Source organism: Rhizobium sp. A37_96 (assembly GCF_053521765.1).
The window spans coordinates 16,016-33,827 of the sequence record NZ_JBNWDS010000018.1 but is presented as its reverse complement, the minus strand read 5'-3'; the positions used below and the strand labels follow the sequence as shown (position 1 = coordinate 33,827).

Genomic DNA, 17,812 nt, shown 5'->3' with positions numbered 1-17,812 from the left:
GTGACATCCCTGCCCGCCTGGTTCGCCATTGGTTTGCACCGGTTTTTTACAAATGCCGTCAGTTCCATACATGCGCCGAGCGCCATCCCCGGTGGATAAAAGCATCGCCCCGGTTTTGTTCCGGCTCTAACCCCATGGAGTAGTATATGATTACCGTTCCCGCTTTCCTTCGCCGGCCATACCTCGCGGTCGCCTTGCTCGGTCTGGTTAGCCTTCCCGCGGCCGTCCATGCGCAACCCGCGAAAAACGTGATCCTAGTGCATGGCGCATGGGCCGATGGCTCCAGCTGGTCCAAGATCATCCCCTTGTTGACGGCCAAGGGCCTGAATGTCACCGCTGTACAGTTGCCCCTGACGTCGCTCGCCGATGACGCGGCCGTGGTAAAGCGAGCGCTGGCGTTGGAGACCGGACCGGTCGTGCTGGTCGGCCATTCCTATGGCGGCGCGGTGATCACCGAAGCCGGCAACGATCCGAAAGTGTCTGGTTTGGTCTATGTCGCCGCCTTTGCTCCCGACACCGGCCAGTCGGCGGGTTCTTTGAGCGCCTCCGTCCCTCCCCCGCCCATGGGCGCCGAGGTCAGACCCGATTCCCAGGGCTTCCTGAAGCTGACCAAGACAGGCGTCTATGAGGATTTTGCCCAGGATGTCACCTCTGCCGAGAAGTTGGAGCTCTACGTTGCGCAAGCGTCTACGAACACCAATTCTCTAGGCGGGAACATCAGCGCGGCAGCCTGGCACAGCAAGCCTTCATGGTACATCGTCGCCGCCGAGGATCGAGCCATACCTCCGACCCTCGAAGCCACCATGGCCAAGACGATCCATGCAAAGACGACAACGGTGAAGGGCAGCCATCTGATCATGCTGTCCAAACCCTCGGCAGTGGCTGCGGTGATCGAAGACGCAGTGGCCCACTGAACGTATGCGACGCGCTCCGGGCGCGGCTTGATCGCTGATCAGGCGCGACCAGGGCGCGTCCCTTCAACTCCGGCTGCAATCGCTGCGGCTTTGACGTCTAATATGGAGACACACATGATAGCCAAATCTGTAGTTCTGGTTCACGGCGCTTGGGCGGATGGATCGAGCTGGGCGCGCGTCATTCCGCAATTGACCGCGCAAGGCCTAACGGTGACTGCCGTCCAGATGCCTCTGGCAAGTTTCGCTGACGACGTTGCCGCTTTACGCCGCGCGCTGACCCTGGCCGAGCCGCCGGTCGTGCTCGTCGGGCATTCCTATGGCGGCGCCGTCATCACCGAGGCGGGACGCGATGAAAAAGTATCGGCGCTTGTCTATATCGCCGCCTTTGCACCGGCGGCGGGGGAGTCGGCTGCCTCATTGGGTGAAACCGTCGAGCCGGCGCCGATGAACGCCGAGCTGAGACCGGATGCATCCAATTTTCTCAAGATTACGGAAACTGGAATTCATCAGCATTTTGCGCAGGATCTTTCCGATGATGAAAAGACGGTCTTGTTTGCAACGCAGGGCCCCACCGCCATCGCCTCGCTGACGGGAACGATCTCGGAACCTGCGTGGCAATCGAAGCCGAGCTGGTATCTGCTCGCCAGCGAGGATCACGCGATCCAACCCAAACTCCAGCGCATCATGGCTGGGCGCATGCATGCCACCATCGTGGAGGTTGCCTCCAGCCACCTGGCAATGCTGTCGCACCCCGATATTGCAGCTCAACTTATTTTCGAGGCAGCCCGGACGGTGAAGGAAAGATAGCGTCCGTCCTAGTGCCGGGTTAAGGCCCGTTCCAGAGCGGCCGTCCGGAGGTCACCAGCGCCAGGCGCGGGTTGATCTCCGGACACTCGCCATGTGTGGTCATCTACGGGTGCTCTCGTTGCATGCCTATGGGCATCAGCTTTTAAAGCTAACGTCCATTGGCGCGTCCAGGTGCCGGATCAGTTCCACTATTAATCTTGGCCGCAACGCTCGGACACTCTGGAACCTTCGGTACAGTTAACGGTTATGACTCGGAGGAGTATTCCGATGAGCAACAACATCAACAAACCGAGGCCAGATCTCAGAACGACGCCCGCGCCTCAGCAGCCTTGGATGTCATGGATCGCTGTCCTTGTGATTATCGTGGTCGCGGCTCTCACCTGGGGCTTCTGGCCCCATTCCAACACCATATCTTCTAACGCCCCGGCCCAGACGACCACACAGCAGCCTGCCACCGCAACGCCGCCGGCCACTGCCCCCGCTCAGCAATAGCGAAGGTCTACCGGGATAAGGAGGAACCTATGACAAAGCATGACAAATCGCCTGTATCGAGCGCATCGGATGGAAAGCATGCCTCGAAGAGCAATGCCGGCGCATACGAGCGTGGCGCAAATGCCGGGAAACAAAAGGACACGGGTGATGGGAACCCATATCCCGAAGGAAGCAGCGCCGCCAAATCGTTCGAGCACGGACAACTAGACGCCCAAAAGGTCAGAAGCAGCGACAAACCGCCCGGGCGATAAGATGGCAAGAAGCATTCAACAACCTCATCGAGAAATTCGACAGCGGTCAGTTGCGCGATCTAGCCAATTTCATCCCCGATATAGACCCTCCGCCCGGCGGACTGTAGCATTGGTTCCTGCATCTTTCGGCTCGGCCAATTCGAGAAACACGCTTCCGATATCGAAGATCTACACATACGGCCCGTTCATCAGATCGATCCCTGCGGCTGAACAGCACGGAAGCGGAGAACGCGGGCTCGACTTCCATCAGTTTCTTGCTTTCTGAATGTTCACGCCCTTTCTTGGCGCTGGATTGGGACGTGCGCCACTTTGCTTGCCCCGCCGTCTCGCAGGCGGGGCTTTTTTGATCTCCGCCTTCCTGTGATTTCCCGCTTCAACGATCTCTGTCCCCTCGCCGTCAAAACTCGTGCGCGGCTTTCCAGTTATTGGACCAAGCGCCGAGGAGAGACCAGTTGGTTAAACCGTCGGTTTCCTTTCCGTTAAAATCGATGTGGTGAAACGGCATCGGGGCCACGATGCCGATCGGTACAATAAGTCATTGTTTTCGCTGAGACGAGCGGGGTCATCACACGATACTTATGCATACGCGCCAGGCGCATACTGTCCCTTGTTGACGACAACATACGCGATGTGGCAGCGTTCCAACGACTACTGCGGATAGGCCTTGTGTGCCGCGGTACGGTTTCTGAAACAATCGCGTGAGTGTTGATGCATCCCCGAGTCCTCAAGACATTCCTGGCGGTCGCTCGCAGCAAAAGCTTCACACGGGCTGCCGAGAAGGTTCACCTCGTGCAATCCAGCGTCAGCGACCAGATGCAGGCGCTGGAGGCCGAGTTGGGCGTTGTGCTTTTCACTCGCTCCAGGCAGGGCCTCGCGCTAACGGAGGCGGGGGAGACGCTCGTTTCCTATGCCGACGAGATACTGGCGCTGAACGAAGAGGCGCGCGCCGCAGTCACGACGGCGGGCGGACAGGCGCCTGGATCGATCGCCGTCGGCGCGCTGGAGACGATCGCTGCCGTCAGGCTGCCCGCGTGGCTATCCGGCTTCCAAGGTGATCACCCCGAGATCGCATTGCAGTTGAAGGTTGCGGGTAGCGGCGAACTCTTGCGGAAGCTTGAGAACGGCGAGATCGATGTCGCCTTTTGCTTCGATCAGGGCGATCTCGATCAGCGTTTCGTCAAGCGCTTGATAGCAAGGGAGCCGCTGGTTCTCGTGACATCCACCGCTAATGCCTTTGGCACATGGAAGCCGGATCTGGCTGAGCTCGGCGCGATGGATTTCTTGGGAACCGAGCCCGGTTGCGTCTATCGGACCATGCTCGATGCCGCGTTTTCCGAAGCGGGCATGAGAGCACCAAGGCTTGCCGTTGAAGTGGGCAGCATCGGCGCGATTGCGCGATTGGCGGCGGCCGGCTCCGGTATCGGTCTTGTGCCGCGTCTGGCGGTTGCCGATGCTCTTGAAAGGGGTGAGATCAGGGAAGTGGCTTGGCCAGGATCCGACCAGTTTGCGTCGCTCGTCATGGTGTGGCGGCGCCGGCGGGTTCAGCCGCCGGCTTTGAGATTGTTGCTGGCGGCTGCGAGCGAGGGTTTCGCGTCGCCTAGATCAGCCGATGTCCGCCCTCGACATGCAGTACCGATCCTGTCGTGAAACCGTTGCCCATCAGGTAGCCGATAGCATCGGCGATGTCCTCGGGGCGACCGACCCGGCCGACCGGCAAGCGCTTTGCCATGGCATCCAGCGTCTCGTCCTTCCTGTCGCCGGCGACAAAGGTCCAGATGGGCGTATCGACCCAGCCGGGCGAGACGGCATTGACACGAATGGGGGCCAGCTCGATGGCAAGAGCACGGACGAGCCCCTCGAGCGCGGCATTGATGGCGGCGACGACCGATCCGCGCATGGCCGGCCGATACGCCGCGATACCGGAGGTAAAGGTGATGGAGCCGCCGGCGGAAAGGGTCTGGGCGCCATATTTCGCCAGGAACAGCGGCCCGTAGACCTTGCTTGCCATGGCCCGTTGCACGGCTTCCAGTTTCAGCGCGGGCAGCAGCTCATATGCGCCTTCAATATCGGCAGCGGTACTGACGATGTGATCGAGCCGTCCGATTCCGTCGAAAAGAGCTGCAACGTCTTCTTCTCGGGCAATGTCGGCTACTGCCGTTGAAATTGCCGGACTTCCCAGCTTTTCATAAGCGTGCCTGAGCTTATCTTCGTTGCGCCCGACGATAATCACCTCGGCGCCGGCCTCCAGAGATTGTTTTGCCAGCGCCAGTCCCATTCCGGAGCTGCCACCGACGATCAGGATTCTTGTATTTGCGATATTTCCGATTGCCATTGTTTCCATTCCTGCATGTGCTGTCCGCAGCACAGATTTCGCAGGAAGCCCCAAGGCATGGAAACGGATAAGACCGATGGCGTCATCGGGAGTTCCGATTGCTCTTTTGCCGAGTTGTGCCCGTTGAAAGCGGCGGGCTGCGCGGTGGCGGCGACCTGGCAGTGAGCACATGATATTGATCGGAACCTGCTCCAATCCCCAAACTCATCGCGGCGGCGAGACCCGCTTGGCAAATGGCACACACAGCACCGCACAGCCGGTTAGGATGGCGACAACCAGCCAGGCTTCGTTGATGGCTTGGACGCTGGCAGCCGTCTGAACCAGCGGATCCAGCATTGCCGTGGTGTCGACGTCGAAAGCTCCGGTGTGGCCGGCGATCGTCCGAACCGGAGCCCCGACGAAGGCGGCGGTGTCGGCGTGGCCGGACTGGAGGCGGTCCCACAGGCTCTGCGCGAGCGGACCGGAGCGCGTGTAGACGATCGTATCGATCAGCGCGATGCCGATTGCGCCGCCGAGGTTCCGCATCAGGTTGAATAGACCGCTCGCGTCCGGAACACGTTCGGGCAGCAGATTGCCGAGTGCCAGCCGCGTGGGCGGCAGCAGGCAGAACATAATGGCGACGCCGCGGACGATCTGCGGCCAGAACATCGCATCGTAATCGGAGCGCGGATCCTCAAAGGCGCTCATGGCGAGCCCGACCGCAAAGACGCCGAAGCCCAGCGCCGAAAGCAGACGGGGATCCGTGCGCTTTTCCAGCGCCACGGCGATCGGCGCCGTAACCAGCTGGGCAATCCCGGTAACGAGCATCGTCGTGCCGATTTGGAGTGCGTTGTGCCCGCGGACGAAGGCAAGAAAGACCGGCATCAGATAGACCGATCCGAACAGGCCGATCCCGAGGATGAAGCTGAGGATCGCTCCGACAAGAAAGTTCCGGTCGCCGAAGTTGCTAAGATCCACCACCGGCCGGCTACGGCGCAGCGAACGCCAGACGAAAATACAGCCTGATGCGAGGAACACGGCAAGCAGGCTCGACACATAGACCGAGGACCAGCCGCTGGTAGGCGCATCCGTCAGGCTCAGTTCGAGCGTCGTCAGCGCGGTCGCCATCAGGACGAGCGACAGGCCGTCGAGGTGAACGATCTCTGAGCGGTCGACTGTTCCGCGCGGCAGCGTTCGCCACGCGACGATGGCCGAAACGATGCCGGGGATGACATTGATCAGAAACAGCCAGTGCCAGGAATAGGTCTGCGTCAGCCAGCCGCCGATTATCGGCCCGACCGTCGGCGCAAGAACGGCAAGCACGCCGGCGATCGTCGTCGCCACCGCTTGCCGCTCGTTCGGAAAGAGGATGAAGACGGCGGAGAATACCGACGGGATCAGGGTGCCGCCCGAAAAACCCTGAAGGACACGCCAGGCCACCAGTTCGCCGAAGCTGCCGCTCAAGGCACAGCCGATGGAAGCGATGACGAACAGACAGATAACGGTGAAGAACAGCCACCGCATCGTCAGCGACCGCGTCAGAAAACCTGTCAGCGGGATGGCGACCACTTCGGCGATGAGATAGGCCGTCTGGATCCAGCTCATCCGGTCCGGGTCGATCTCGAGCGCGGACTGGATGGTTGGCAGGGATGTCGCGACGACCTGGACGTCGAGGATCGCCATGAACATGCCAACGCACATGGCAACGAAGCCAATCCAGACCACGACAGACCCCGGAGTTGCATCAGCCGCTTGGTGCTGTTTCGACATTGGCGTTCCTGCGCGAGTGTGTTTCCAATTTTCTGGGCTCGGTGAACTATCGTTTATTGGCCGGGATCGGAAGCATGCGTCCGAGCACGCGATCCTTCAGAACATAGTGATGAAGCAGCGCAGCGCATGCATGAAAACCAGCCAAAATGATAACCGACCAGGCAACCCAATAATGCATGAGCGCAAAGGTGCCGCGCATATCGACTGGAAATCCGTCAGGCTGCGGCAGCGCAAAAAGCCCGAAGAACGAGAGCGGTTGATTTTGCGACCAACGAAACAAAAATCCGAGCGCCACCTGGAGGAGGAGGAGAAGGTAAAGAAGGCCATGAACGGCCTTTGCCAGCAGGTGCTGAAGGCCGCCGGTCGCAGGCGGCAAATCGCCCCGGTGCGCCAACCGCCAGACGATTCGAATTGCGATGACCGCCGCAAGCGTCATTCCGAGCGAAATATGAAGTGACTGCAAGCCGAGACGCAAAGGCGTTCCCTTTTGAAGGATGTCCCACACCTGGGCAAGCGCGAAAAGTGAGACGACGAGCAGAGCAGTAAGCCAATGAAGGGTAATCGTGAGTCGGTCGTAACGGGCAACGTTTTTGGGTGTTGCATCGAGAACGGTACTTTGAATTGTCATGCAAGGAACTCCTTAAACCACACGGCAAATCGCGGGCGTGCGGTGGTGAACACGTCTCATGGAGGTTTTATTCGGCACTCGAGTAGGGTGATGTCGAAAACGGCCCCGTGCAGCCTATTGGCGTCTCACAAATTGGGATTGCCTCTATTGGCAATCGCTTGTCCAATCTCCGTATTGTTCCGTCCTTCGAGAGCTCGGAACCATGGACGGAAGCATTCTGGATACGGGGCTTTTCGATAAATTGCTGCTGTTCCCGATGAAACTCAGTCTTTCGGCCGCACGAACATCAACGGTCATGATTGTCAGTCCGACGCTGATGTCAGAGAAAGTTTTGCGATGGACTACACACGCCATTCCAACAATCTGAAAGCCATCATTGTGCGAACTCAAGCCTCACGCCTTTGCGTCGCCTGGGCCCAAAGACGCTAGCCGGGTCCGGCAAACACGATGCTGGCGTCGCTGACGGTGGCGACGTGCGCATAGGCGGCCTGCATCGCTGCCTTGGCATCCGCGCGCATGATCGCGGTCACGATGACATCGTGCTCGTCAAAGGATTTGGCAAGGCGTCCGGGAAGGCGGAACTGGGCGCGGCGGAAGGGGGAAAGTCGAGCGCGGGTCTGCGTTACCAGTTCGAAAACATGGTCGTTATGCGCGCCGCGATAGAGTTGATTGTGAAACTCGACATTGTATGTCGCATAATCCTCCTCGGCGCCGGCGCGCACAAGCCGGGCGGAATTGCGGTGTTCGAGCTCCAAGGTACGACGTTCGTCGATCGTCATTCGTTCCGCCGACAGGCGGGCGCAAATAGCCTCAAGCTCCGCCATGGCCTCGAACATCGAATGTAGATAGGCGCCACTGACATTCGTCACAACAGCACTGCGGTTCGGTTCGCGGCCGACAAGCCCCATGGCGCCAAGCTCGCGCAACGCTTCGCGAACCGGGGTCCGCGACACTTCGAAGCGGGCCGCGAGCGTTACCTCGTCAAGCTTCTCGCCGGGCAGGAGCGCACCCGTTACGATCATGTCCGCAACGGCCCGGACCATCTGTTCGACGGTCGTCCCAGCCCTGACAATTTCCTTGCGCTTGATCTGCTTCACGGGAATACGCGAATCCTTAGATTGTGCATACAGATGTATGCCCGCGACGAGCAAAGTCAATTGTCGATTTAATCACTTGTTTTCAAATGGTATTTCCCAACAGAAAACTTCACCCCGCAGCACACGCGCTTCTTCTCATAAAATTTAAGATTAAAAAAAGGGCAATGCCTATTATCAGGCAAAACAGAGGGTAAATCTGCATACACTTTTTGCCTTCAAATATTGGCTGAATATTTTATATAGCAATATCATATAGTTAATATCTGGCATGGCGATTGCATACACTTTCATGCAACCATTTTTCCGAACCGGGCTCCCGCCCTCAAGGAGCATTCCATGACCAGACTCCTTCACATGAATCGCCGCAATTTTCTCCAGGCTTCGGCCGCAGGTGCGCTCGTCAGCGTCGCGCCGGGTCTTCTGGCCTCTCGCGCCTACGCACAGACCGCGCTCACCGTTGGCTTCATCTATGTCGGCCCGAAGGATGACTACGGCTATAACCAGTCGCATGCCGAGGGCGCAGCCGTGGTGAAGGCGATCCCCGGCGTCACCGTCGTCGAAGAGGAAAACGTGCCCGAGACCGTCGATGTCCAGAAGACCATGGAATCAATGATCAACCTGGACGGCGCCAGCCTGATCTTCCCGACCTCCTTCGGCTATTTCGATCCCCACATGCTGGCGATGGCGGCAAAATACCCCAATGTCCAGTTCCGCCATTGCGGCGGCCTCTGGCAGGAGGGCAAGCACCCGATGAACACCGGTTCCTACTTCGGTTATATCGGCGAAGGCCAATATCTGAACGGCATCACCGCAGGCTATGCGACCAAAAGCAAGAAGATCGGTTTCGTTGCCGCCAAGCCGATCCCGCAGGTTCTTGAAAACATCAACTCCTTCCTTCTCGGCGCCCGCTCGGTCGATCCGGCCATCACCTGCCAGGTGATCTTCACCGGCGAATGGTCGCTGGCCGTCAAGGAAGCCGAAGCGACGAACGCGCTGGTCGACCAGGGCGCCGATGTCATCACCTGCCATGTCGACAGCCCGAAGGTCGTCGTGGAAACCGCCGCCGGCCGCGGCGCCTTCGTCTGCGGCTACCATGCCAACCAGAGCCCGCTGGCACCGCAGAAATATCTGACCGGCGCCGAATGGGCCTGGGGCAACGTCTACTCCGATTTCGTCAAGAAGGCCCAGGCCGGCGAAAAGCTCGGCAATTTCGTGCGCGGCGGCCTCAAGGACGGCTTCGTCAAGATGAGCGCGCTCGGCCCCGGCGTGTCCGACGAATCCCGCAACAAGTTCGAAGCCACCAAGGCGGAGATGATGAAGGGCGGATTCTCGGTCTTCAAGGGGCCGATGAAGGACAACAAGGGCAACGTGGTCGTTCCGGACGGCAAGAGCTACGCCGAGGACGCGATCGAACTCGAAAGCATGAGCTATCTGGTCGAGGGCGTGGTTGGTTCCACCGCCTGATTTGCCAAGGGGAGAAAGCGTCATGACGGTCGAAGTCAACGAGCCGGCAATAACCATCGCTCCGCAACGGCAAGCCTTGCTGCGTCCAGCTCTCGAATGGCTGGCGCGGCGAGCGGAGCCGATGGCGATCACCCTCGGCGCCATCCTGATCGGCCTGGCGCTTTTCTCTCTCTTCATCGTGGCGGTCGGCAAATCGCCGACAGACCTCTACCGGCTGATGTACACAGGCGGCTTCGGAAGCTGGTTCTCGATCCAGAACAGCCTCAGCCGGGCGGCCCCGCTGCTGCTCACCGCACTTTGCGTTGCGCTTCCCGCCCGTCTCGGCCTCGTCATCATCGGCGGCGAAGGCGCCGTGGTTCTCGGCGGCGTCGCGGCTGCCGCGATCGCGCTGCCTGTCGTCGGCGTCCTCCCGCCGCTGCTCGTGCTGCTTCTGATGGCGATTGCCGCCATGGTCGTCGGCGGCATCTGGATCGGCATTTCCGGCTTCCTGCGCCACTATCGCGGCGTCAACGAAACCATCTCCTCGCTCCTGCTCGCCTATATCGCCATCGCCTTGATGAACCAGTTCGTCGAAGGCGTGCTTCGCGATCCGGCAAGCCTCAACAAGCCATCGACCAAACCGTTGCCGCCCGAATACATGCTCGGCAACATTCCCGGCATGGACGTCCATTGGGGGCTGGCGATCGGCATCGTCGCCTGCATCATCTCCTGGATCCTGATCGAAGTGACGAGCTACGGCTTTGCCGCCCGCATCGCCGGCGGCAATGTTCGCGCCGCGCAGATTCAGGGCCTGCCGGTCGGTCGGCTGATCGTCGGATTTACCGCGATTGCCGGCAGCCTGGCCGGCCTGGCCGGCATGATAGAGGTCGCCGCCGTGCAAGGCAGCGCCAATGCCTCGCTTGCCGCGGGCTACGGCTATACCGGCATCCTCGTCGCCTTCCTCGCCCGCCACAATCCGCTGGCGATCATCCCGGTCGCGATCCTGCTCGGCGGCATTGATGCCTCCGGCGGCCTGATACAGCGCCGCATGGGCCTGCCCGATGCCACCGTGCTGGTGCTTCAGGGCACGCTCTTCATCGTCATTCTCTTCTGCGAGACCTTCTACGGCCGCTTCAAGATCTTCAATCCCGACCTTTGGAAAAGGAGCGCATGATGGACGATACCGGCATCGGTCTATGGGGCGTTCCACTCGCCATTCTCGCCGGCGCGATCCGCGTATCGACGCCCTTCATCTTCGTCAGCCTCGGCGAAACCATTACCGAGCGTTCCGGCCGCATCAATCTCGGCCTCGAAGGCACGCTGGTCTTCGGCGCCATGACGGCCTATGCCGTCGCGGTCATGAGCGGATCGCCCTGGCTCGGCGTACTCGCCGCCATGGCGGCAGGTGCGGTCTTCGGGACCGTGCACGGCTGGATCTGCAAATGGCCGAAGGTCAACGACATCGCCATCGGCATCGCCATGATGCAGTTCGGCCTCGGCCTCGCTTTCTTCCTGGGCAAGCCCTTCATCCAGCCGGTTGCGCCGCACTTGCCGTCGATCCCGTTCGGACTGTGGTCCAGCATGCCGCAGGTGCAGGCGGCGCTGAACATCAACGTGCTCTTCCTGCTGGGTATTGCGCTCGCGGTCTTCCTGTGGTGGGCGTTTCGCAACACCAAGCTCGGCCTGATCCTGCGCGTCGTCGGCGACAGTACGGATGCGGCGCGCGCCATGGGCATCGATCCGGACCGCGTGCGCCTGCTGGCCACCGCCCTCGGCGGCTCGCTGGCGGCGGTCGGGGGCGCCTATCTCTCGCTCTACTATCCCGGCTCGTGGAACGAACGGATTTCGTCCGGGCAAGGGTTGATGGCGGTGGCTCTGGTCATCTTCGCCCGCTGGAACCCGATCGGCTGCTTCCTCGCAGCCTTGCTCTTCGGCGGTGCCGGCGCACTCGGGCCGGCGCTGCAGTCGGTCGGCGTCACCCAGGGATACTATCTGTTCTACGCGGCACCCTATGTGCTCACCCTCATCATCATGATTGCCACATCCTCCCCCACCCGTTCGCTCGCCGGCGCGCCGGGAGCCCTGTCGTTGACGAAATAGGAGATCAGCCATGAACAATCTCGCGGCCCCCGCGCTGACCGGTGAAAAGCTCACCTATCTCGACGCCGATCCCTATCCCTACCCCTATAATGGCAATCTGCGGCCCGACAACACGGCTTTGGTCATCATCGACATGCAGACCGATTTCTGCGGCCCCGGCGGTTATGTCGATCACATGGGCTACGACCTGTCGCTGGTGCGCGCGCCGATCGAGCCGATCAAGAAGGTGCTGGCCGCCATGCGCGCCAAGGGCTACCACATCATCCACACCCGCGAAGGCCATCGCCCCGATCTCGCCGACCTGCCGGCCAACAAGCGCTGGCGCTCGCAGCGCATCAACGCCGGCATAGGCGATCCCGGGCCGTGCGGCCGCATTCTCGTGCGCGGCGAACCGGGCTGGGACATTATCGACGAACTCCATCCGATCGAAGGCGAAACCATCATCGACAAGCCCGGCAAGGGTTCGTTCTGCGCCACGGACTTCGAGCTGATCCTCAATCAGAAGCGCATCGAAAACATCATCCTCACCGGCATCACCACCGACGTCTGCGTCCACACCACCATGCGCGAAGCGAACGACCGGGGCTTCGAATGCCTGTTGCTCGAAGACTGCTGCGGCGCGACCGACTACGGCAATCACCTCGCCGCGATCAAGATGGTCAAAATGCAGGGCGGGGTGTTCGGCTCCGTCTCGAATTCGGAAACGCTCGTGAGCCAGCTGCCATGAGCACGATCCGCGACACGCCCCTTCCCAGAGCCGGCAAGGCAGTCGGCATCCAGACCCTGGACATGACGATGCGCTTCGGCAGCTTTACCGCGCTCGATCATGTTTCGATCAACATCCCCGCCGGCACGTTCCATGCGTTGCTCGGTGAAAACGGCGCCGGCAAATCGACGCTCGTCAAATGCATCATGGGCTTCTACCACCAGACCTCGGGCTCGCTGTCGGTGGATGGGCGGGAGGTGACCGTTGCCTCCCCGAAGGACGCGGCGACCTACGGCCTCGGCATGGTCTACCAGCACTTTACCCTGGTCCCGTCCCTGACCGGTGCGGAGAACCTGGTCATCAGCCGCGCCGAAGTGCCCGCCGTCATCAACTGGGCCAGAGAACGCAGGGATCTCGCGGCCTTCATGGAGCGGATGCCCTTTAAGATTCCGCTGGAACGGCCGGTAAGCGAACTTGCCGCCGGCGAAAAGCAGAAGCTGGAGATCGTCAAGCAGCTCTATCTCGGCCGCAGCTTTCTCATCCTCGATGAACCGACCTCGGTGTTGACGCCAGCCGAAGCTGCCGAAATGCTCGGCCTCGTTCGCGGCATGACAGAGCACGGCGAACTCACCGTGCTGATGATTTCGCACAAATTCCATGAGGTCACGAAATTCGCCGATGCCGTCTCTATCCTCAGGCGCGGCAAGCTGATGGGCGGCGGCAAGGTCGGCGAACTCTCGACCAACGACATGGCGGCGATGATGATCGGCGACGTCAAGCTTGCCGAACTCGATACGCGCATACCTGTGCCGGAAACCGCAAAGGCGGTGCTGAAGGTCGAGCAGGTCAAGGCGCCGGATCGCTCCGGCCTGAAGACAATCGAGATCGAAAGCCTGACGGTGCGCTCCGGCGAAATCGTGGGCATCGCCGGCATTTCCGGCAATGGGCAGAAGGAGTTGAGCGAAATCCTCGCCGGCCAGCGCCCGACGGATACTGGTACGGTCAGCGTCAACGGCGCAGCCTACGGAGCGACCCGGCAGGAAACACGGAAAAACAACGTGCGCTTCATCCCCGAGGAGCCGTTGCAGAACGCCTGCGCACCGAAAATGACCGTCAGCGAAAACCTCGCCTTCCGCACCTTCGATCTCAAGGCCGACGGCACGGATGCGATCTGGCTGAACAAGGGGAAGATGAAGAAACGCGCGATCGATCTGATCTCCGACTTCAAGGTCAAGACCGCCTCCTCCTCGTCCCCCATCGCCGCCCTGTCGGGCGGCAACGTCCAGCGCGCGGTACTGGCCCGCGAGCTGACCGGCGAGGTTGACCTGTTGATCGTTTCAAACCCCTGCTTCGGGCTCGATTTTTCGGCTGTCGCCGAAATCCGGGCAAGAATCATGCGCGCCCGCAATGCAGGGGCCGCGGTTCTGCTGCTGTCCGAAGACCTCGACGAATTGCTGGAAATGTCCGATCGCATCATGGTGATTTCTGAAGGCAGGCTTGTCTACGAGACGGCAGCACGCGCCGCCGATATTTCCTTGATCGGTTCGCACATGGCTGGGCACCACTGATGGCGGAGATCAAGGCTGAACCCTTCGCATTCCCACTGAAACGCGACCAGCTGGCGCTGATCGTTATCGACATGCAGCGCGACTTCGCCGAGCCGGGCGGATTCGGCGCCAGTCTCGGCAACGATGTCAGCCGCATCACCAGGATCGTCCCTGACGTGAAGCGGCTGATCGAGGGATTTCGCGATGCCGGCCTGCCGGTTGTTCATACGATGGAATGCCACAAGCCGGATTTCTCCGATCTTCCAGCCGCCAAGCGCGATCGCGGCAATCCCGCGCTCCGGATCGGCGATGAGGGTCCCATGGGCCGCATTCTCATTGCCGGCGAACCCGGTACGTCAATCCTGCCCGAACTCGCGCCGGTCGACGGCGAGATCGTCATCGAAAAGCCGGGCAAGGGCGCCTTCTACGCTACCGAGCTCGGCAATATCCTGAAAAGCAAGGATATCAGGCAGCTTGTCTTTGCCGGGGTCACCACGGAAGTCTGCGTGCAGACCACCATGCGCGAGGCCAACGACCGCGGCTATGAGTGCCTGCTCGCCGAAGACGCAACCGAAAGCTATTTTCCCGAGTTCAAGGCCGCCACTATCGCGATGATCCGTGCGCAGGGCGCCATCGTCGGCTGGACGGCACATGTCGACGATATCCTGGAAGCGATCAATCATGCCTGAAACGACACGCGAACTGCTGACGCTGGGAGGCTGGAGGGAGCTGACATTCGGCCCGTTTCGGGACGGTGTCACGATCCATTGGATTAAGCCTTTCGAGCGCGACCAACCAGGCGTCGCCCTGCTGAAATATGACGTCGGCGCTTCTGTGCCCCGCCACCGCCACGAGGGTCTGGAAACGATTCTCGTGCTCGAGGGCATACAATCGGATGAAGCTGGGGACTATGCCAAGGGCTGCTATATCGTCAATGTTGCCGGGACCGAGCATTCGGTCTGGAGCGACACAGGCTGCGTCGTGCTGATCCAATGGGATCGACCAGTCAGAATATTGGAAGAGGAAACGCCATGAGCAGCCCCGCCTTCGACATTTCGTCCCTGCACGCCTTCTATGCAAGCGGCGGCACCATTTCCGCCGTTATAGAGGCCGTCTTCGCACGCATCGCCGAGGTCGGAGATCCCGGCATTTTCCTGCACCTTGCCGACAAGGAGAGCGTGCTTGAACAGGCAATCGCTCTCGAAACCTTCGATCCGACGGTAAGACCGCTCTGGGGCATACCCTTTGCCGTCAAGGACAATATCGACGTTGCGGGCATGCCGACGACCGCCGCTTGCCCCGACTATGCCTACATGCCGGAAACGGATGCCACCGTCGTTCGCTTGCTGAAAGAGGCCGGCGCCCTGGTGATCGGCAAGACCAATCTCGATCAGTTCGCAACCGGCCTTGTCGGCGTCCGCACGCCCCATCCTGTTCCGCGCAATGCCATCGATGCCGATTTGGTGCCGGGGGGATCGAGCTCCGGCTCGGCCGTGGCGACGGCGCAGGGTATCGTCAGCTTCGCGCTCGGCACCGATACCGCCGGCTCAGGTCGCATTCCAGCCGGTCTCAACAACATTGTTGGCATGAAACCCAGCCTCGGCGCATTGTCGACCAGTGGTGTCATTCCCGCCTGCCGCACCCTGGATTGCGTCTCGATCTTCGCACTGACGGTCGATGATGCCTGGCGCGTCTTCAAGGTAGCCGCACGCCGTGATGCCGCGGACGCCTACTCGAGAGCCGTTCCAACCGATGGCTTCGGCCGAACGCCATCGGGCCTAACGATCGGGGTGCCGGCAAAGGCGGAACGGCTCTTTTTCGGCGACGCCGTCATGGAAGCAGCCTATGACCACGCCTTGCGCATGTTGAAAGAGCTGGGCCATCGCCTCGTGGAGGTTCCCTTCGGCGACTTTTACCGGGTGGCGGAGCTGCTTTACGAAGGCGCCTGGGTCGCGGAACGCTATGCGGCAGTGAAGGATTTCTTCGACACCAGCGCGGCAAGCTTTCACCCTGTCACGCGCAAGATCTATGGCGGCGCCAAACAGCTTTCGGCCGTGGACGCCTTCCGTGGCCTCTATGCGCTGCAAGACTTGAAACAGAAGGTTGCTCCGCTGATCGCTTCGGTCGATGTCCTCTGCGTGCCAACCGCCCCGACACACTATACGCGCGCGGACCTTGAAGCCGAACCGATCCGCGAGAACTCGCGTCTCGGCACCTACACCAATTTCGTCAATCTGCTCGATCTATGCGGCATAGCAGTGCCGGCGGGTACGCGCAGCGATGGCCGCCCAGCCAGCGTTACCCTCTTGGCCCCTTGGGGACGCGACGGTCTCACGGCATCGCTCGCCCGTGACATTCACAAAAACAGTGGCTTGGCGCTGGGCGCGACTGGGTGGCCGCAGCCCGCGACGAAAGACACGACCTTTGCTGACGACCTCGGGCTGGTCGATATCGCGGTCGTCGGCGCCCATCTTTCCGGCATGCCTCTGAACGCACAATTGCTTGCCCTTGACGGCCGTCTTCTCGGAAAAGCACGAACTTCGGACTGCTACCGGCTTTATGCCCTGCCGGGCCAGATACCGGCCAAGCCGGGGCTGATCCGCGTCGCACAAGGAACCGGCGGTCAAATCGATGTCGAGATTTGGCAAATGGCGCCGGCCGCTTTCGGTCAATTTGTTGCGGCCATCCCATCCCCCCTCAGCATCGGCACCCTCTTCTTGTCTGATGGCACTTCGGCCAAGGGATTTCTGGTCGAAGCCACCGCCATCGCTGACGCGACCGACATCACCCATTATGGCGGATGGCGCGACTATGTCGCCGCAACGACATAGGGCCGCGCTTCCATGGACACCTTGTTTTCCGGAACCGAGACAGGGAAACAGTTATGGACAAATCAAATTTCAGCGGCGAATTCGGGCATGATGCGGAGCGATGTATCATCGATACGCGGTTATCCGGTCGCGGAGACCCCGCAACGGCTCGGTATGAGCCGCACTCGCTTTACCAATGAAAGAGGAAGTTTCCAGCCCTTACGTATTCGGCCGGATTTCGATGCCGGCGATCATGATGTCGACCAGGCGCTTGGCGGCGTCTTTCCATTCTGGTCCGTTGTTGTTCGCTAGACCGCTGATGGCCCGTAGAAGGTCAAGGGGCGAAATGCCGAGCCGGATATCGCCGTTTTCCACTGCGCGCGCCGTCAGCATTTCAATCGATCCGCTGATCAGTGGGCCGGAGGCGGCGTAAAGCGTCGATGTGCCGCCTACCAGCGAATTCAGCACCGGATACATCCCATACTTGGTCGCCATATAGTCTATGAATACCAGCATCCATTGACGTAGCGCCTCCTTCGGCGGAAGGCTCTCGGCAAGTTCGGCCGCCGCTTTGGCAAGCTGTTCCGTCTCGTTGCGATAGACATCGCCGATCAGCGCATCGCGGGTCGGGAAATGACGATAGAGCGTGCCGATGCCGACACCGGCGATGCGCGCGATCTCCTCCAGGCTGGCATCGGCACCTTTTTCCGCAAAGGCTTTCTTGGCCGCCTCCATGAGACGGGCACGATTTCGCTCGGCATCGGCGCGCGGTCTGCGCGCGGTGGGCTGATCACCTTTTTTCGTCACGTCCGCGAAATGCCTCTTGATAAACGGAGGGTGCCTCCGTATTTAATCCGGAGGCACCCTCCTCTTAATTCATTCGAGGGCGGCGGGCAATGGCCCGCCGTCGTGGCGTGCCTATGGGTCCACGGTTGA

Annotated in this window: 17 protein-coding genes; 12 read left to right on the top strand and 5 right to left on the bottom strand. The window is 60.7% G+C overall.

Features of this window, described 5'->3' with window-relative positions; translation table 11 throughout:
- The first annotated feature begins 146 nt into the window (after positions 1-146).
- The 4 genes from ACQZ6J_RS29350 to ACQZ6J_RS29335 all read left to right on the top strand — a co-directional run bounded on the left by ACQZ6J_RS29350 (position 147) and on the right by ACQZ6J_RS29335 (position 4,111).
- Positions 147-914 (top strand): alpha/beta fold hydrolase, encoded by a 768-nt coding sequence (locus ACQZ6J_RS29350; RefSeq protein WP_449086603.1) that lies wholly within the window; start codon positions 147-149, stop codon positions 912-914.
- 114 nt (positions 915-1,028) lie between these two features.
- Positions 1,029-1,721: an alpha/beta fold hydrolase gene (locus ACQZ6J_RS29345; protein ID WP_449086602.1), complete on the top strand. Its 693-nt coding sequence runs from the start codon at positions 1,029-1,031 to the stop codon at positions 1,719-1,721.
- Positions 1,722-2,242: 521 nt separating this feature from the next.
- A complete protein-coding gene (locus ACQZ6J_RS29340; protein WP_449086601.1) occupies positions 2,243-2,464 on the top strand; it encodes an Sf3a2-prov protein in 222 nt (73 codons plus the stop codon).
- Between the two features lie 708 nt (positions 2,465-3,172).
- A complete protein-coding gene (locus ACQZ6J_RS29335; protein WP_449086600.1) occupies positions 3,173-4,111 on the top strand; it encodes a LysR family transcriptional regulator in 939 nt (312 codons plus the stop codon).
- Here the strand turns inward: ACQZ6J_RS29335 and ACQZ6J_RS29330 are convergent.
- The 4 genes from ACQZ6J_RS29330 to ACQZ6J_RS29315 all read right to left on the bottom strand — a co-directional run bounded on the left by ACQZ6J_RS29330 (position 4,062) and on the right by ACQZ6J_RS29315 (position 8,270).
- Complete coding sequence (locus ACQZ6J_RS29330) at positions 4,062-4,796, bottom strand: SDR family oxidoreductase (RefSeq protein WP_449086599.1); 735 nt, start codon at positions 4,794-4,796, stop codon at positions 4,062-4,064. The two genes, ACQZ6J_RS29335 and ACQZ6J_RS29330, sit on opposite strands and share 50 nt — an antisense overlap.
- 204 nt (positions 4,797-5,000) lie before the next feature.
- Positions 5,001-6,545: a DHA2 family efflux MFS transporter permease subunit gene (locus tag ACQZ6J_RS29325; protein WP_449086598.1), complete on the bottom strand. Its 1,545-nt coding sequence runs from the start codon at positions 6,543-6,545 to the stop codon at positions 5,001-5,003.
- 46 nt (positions 6,546-6,591) lie between these two features.
- Positions 6,592-7,173 carry a cytochrome b gene (locus tag ACQZ6J_RS29320; protein ID WP_449086597.1) on the bottom strand — a complete coding sequence of 194 codons (582 nt, stop codon included), beginning with the start codon at positions 7,171-7,173 and terminating at the stop codon, positions 6,592-6,594.
- Positions 7,174-7,598: 425 nt separating this feature from the next.
- On the bottom strand, positions 7,599-8,270 hold the full coding sequence (locus ACQZ6J_RS29315; protein ID WP_449086596.1) for a GntR family transcriptional regulator: 672 nt from the start codon (positions 8,268-8,270) through the stop codon (positions 7,599-7,601).
- A gap of 336 nt (positions 8,271-8,606) precedes the next feature.
- Between ACQZ6J_RS29315 and ACQZ6J_RS29310 the strand changes: the two genes are divergently transcribed.
- The 8 genes from ACQZ6J_RS29310 to atzF are packed head-to-tail and all read left to right on the top strand — an operon-like array spanning position 8,607 to position 16,897.
- Complete coding sequence (locus tag ACQZ6J_RS29310; RefSeq protein WP_449086595.1) at positions 8,607-9,734, top strand: BMP family ABC transporter substrate-binding protein; 1,128 nt, start codon at positions 8,607-8,609, stop codon at positions 9,732-9,734.
- A 22-nt stretch (positions 9,735-9,756) separates the two neighbouring features.
- Positions 9,757-10,887, top strand: coding sequence for an ABC transporter permease (locus ACQZ6J_RS29305; RefSeq protein ID WP_163989315.1), 1,131 nt, complete (start codon positions 9,757-9,759; stop codon positions 10,885-10,887).
- Entirely contained in the window at positions 10,887-11,813 is a 927-nt protein-coding gene (locus ACQZ6J_RS29300; RefSeq protein ID WP_449086661.1) for an ABC transporter permease, read from the top strand. The genes ACQZ6J_RS29305 and ACQZ6J_RS29300 overlap by 1 nt, the downstream gene beginning before the upstream one ends.
- A gap of 10 nt (positions 11,814-11,823) precedes the next feature.
- The gene (gene biuH, locus ACQZ6J_RS29295) at positions 11,824-12,540 is read left to right on the top strand and encodes a biuret amidohydrolase (RefSeq protein ID WP_449086594.1); all 717 of its coding nucleotides are present in this window, start codon (positions 11,824-11,826) and stop codon (positions 12,538-12,540) included.
- The gene (locus tag ACQZ6J_RS29290) at positions 12,537-14,087 is read left to right on the top strand and encodes an ABC transporter ATP-binding protein (protein WP_449086593.1); all 1,551 of its coding nucleotides are present in this window, start codon (positions 12,537-12,539) and stop codon (positions 14,085-14,087) included. Before biuH ends, ACQZ6J_RS29290 begins: the two co-directional genes overlap by 4 nt.
- A complete protein-coding gene (locus ACQZ6J_RS29285) occupies positions 14,087-14,755 on the top strand; it encodes a cysteine hydrolase family protein (RefSeq protein WP_449086592.1) in 669 nt (222 codons plus the stop codon). The genes ACQZ6J_RS29290 and ACQZ6J_RS29285 overlap by 1 nt, the downstream gene beginning before the upstream one ends.
- Positions 14,748-15,101 carry a cupin domain-containing protein gene (locus ACQZ6J_RS29280; RefSeq protein ID WP_163989323.1) on the top strand — a complete coding sequence of 118 codons (354 nt, stop codon included), beginning with the start codon at positions 14,748-14,750 and terminating at the stop codon, positions 15,099-15,101. The genes ACQZ6J_RS29285 and ACQZ6J_RS29280 overlap by 8 nt, the downstream gene beginning before the upstream one ends.
- Positions 15,098-16,897, top strand: a complete 1,800-nt coding sequence (atzF, locus tag ACQZ6J_RS29275; RefSeq protein WP_449086591.1) for an allophanate hydrolase — start codon at positions 15,098-15,100, stop codon at positions 16,895-16,897. The genes ACQZ6J_RS29280 and atzF overlap by 4 nt, the downstream gene beginning before the upstream one ends.
- Positions 16,898-17,095: 198 nt before the next feature.
- On the opposite strand, the gene ACQZ6J_RS29270 is transcribed toward atzF, so the two are convergent.
- Entirely contained in the window at positions 17,096-17,683 is a 588-nt protein-coding gene (locus ACQZ6J_RS29270; protein ID WP_348643501.1) for a TetR/AcrR family transcriptional regulator, read from the bottom strand.
- Positions 17,684-17,812: the final 129 nt, after the last annotated feature.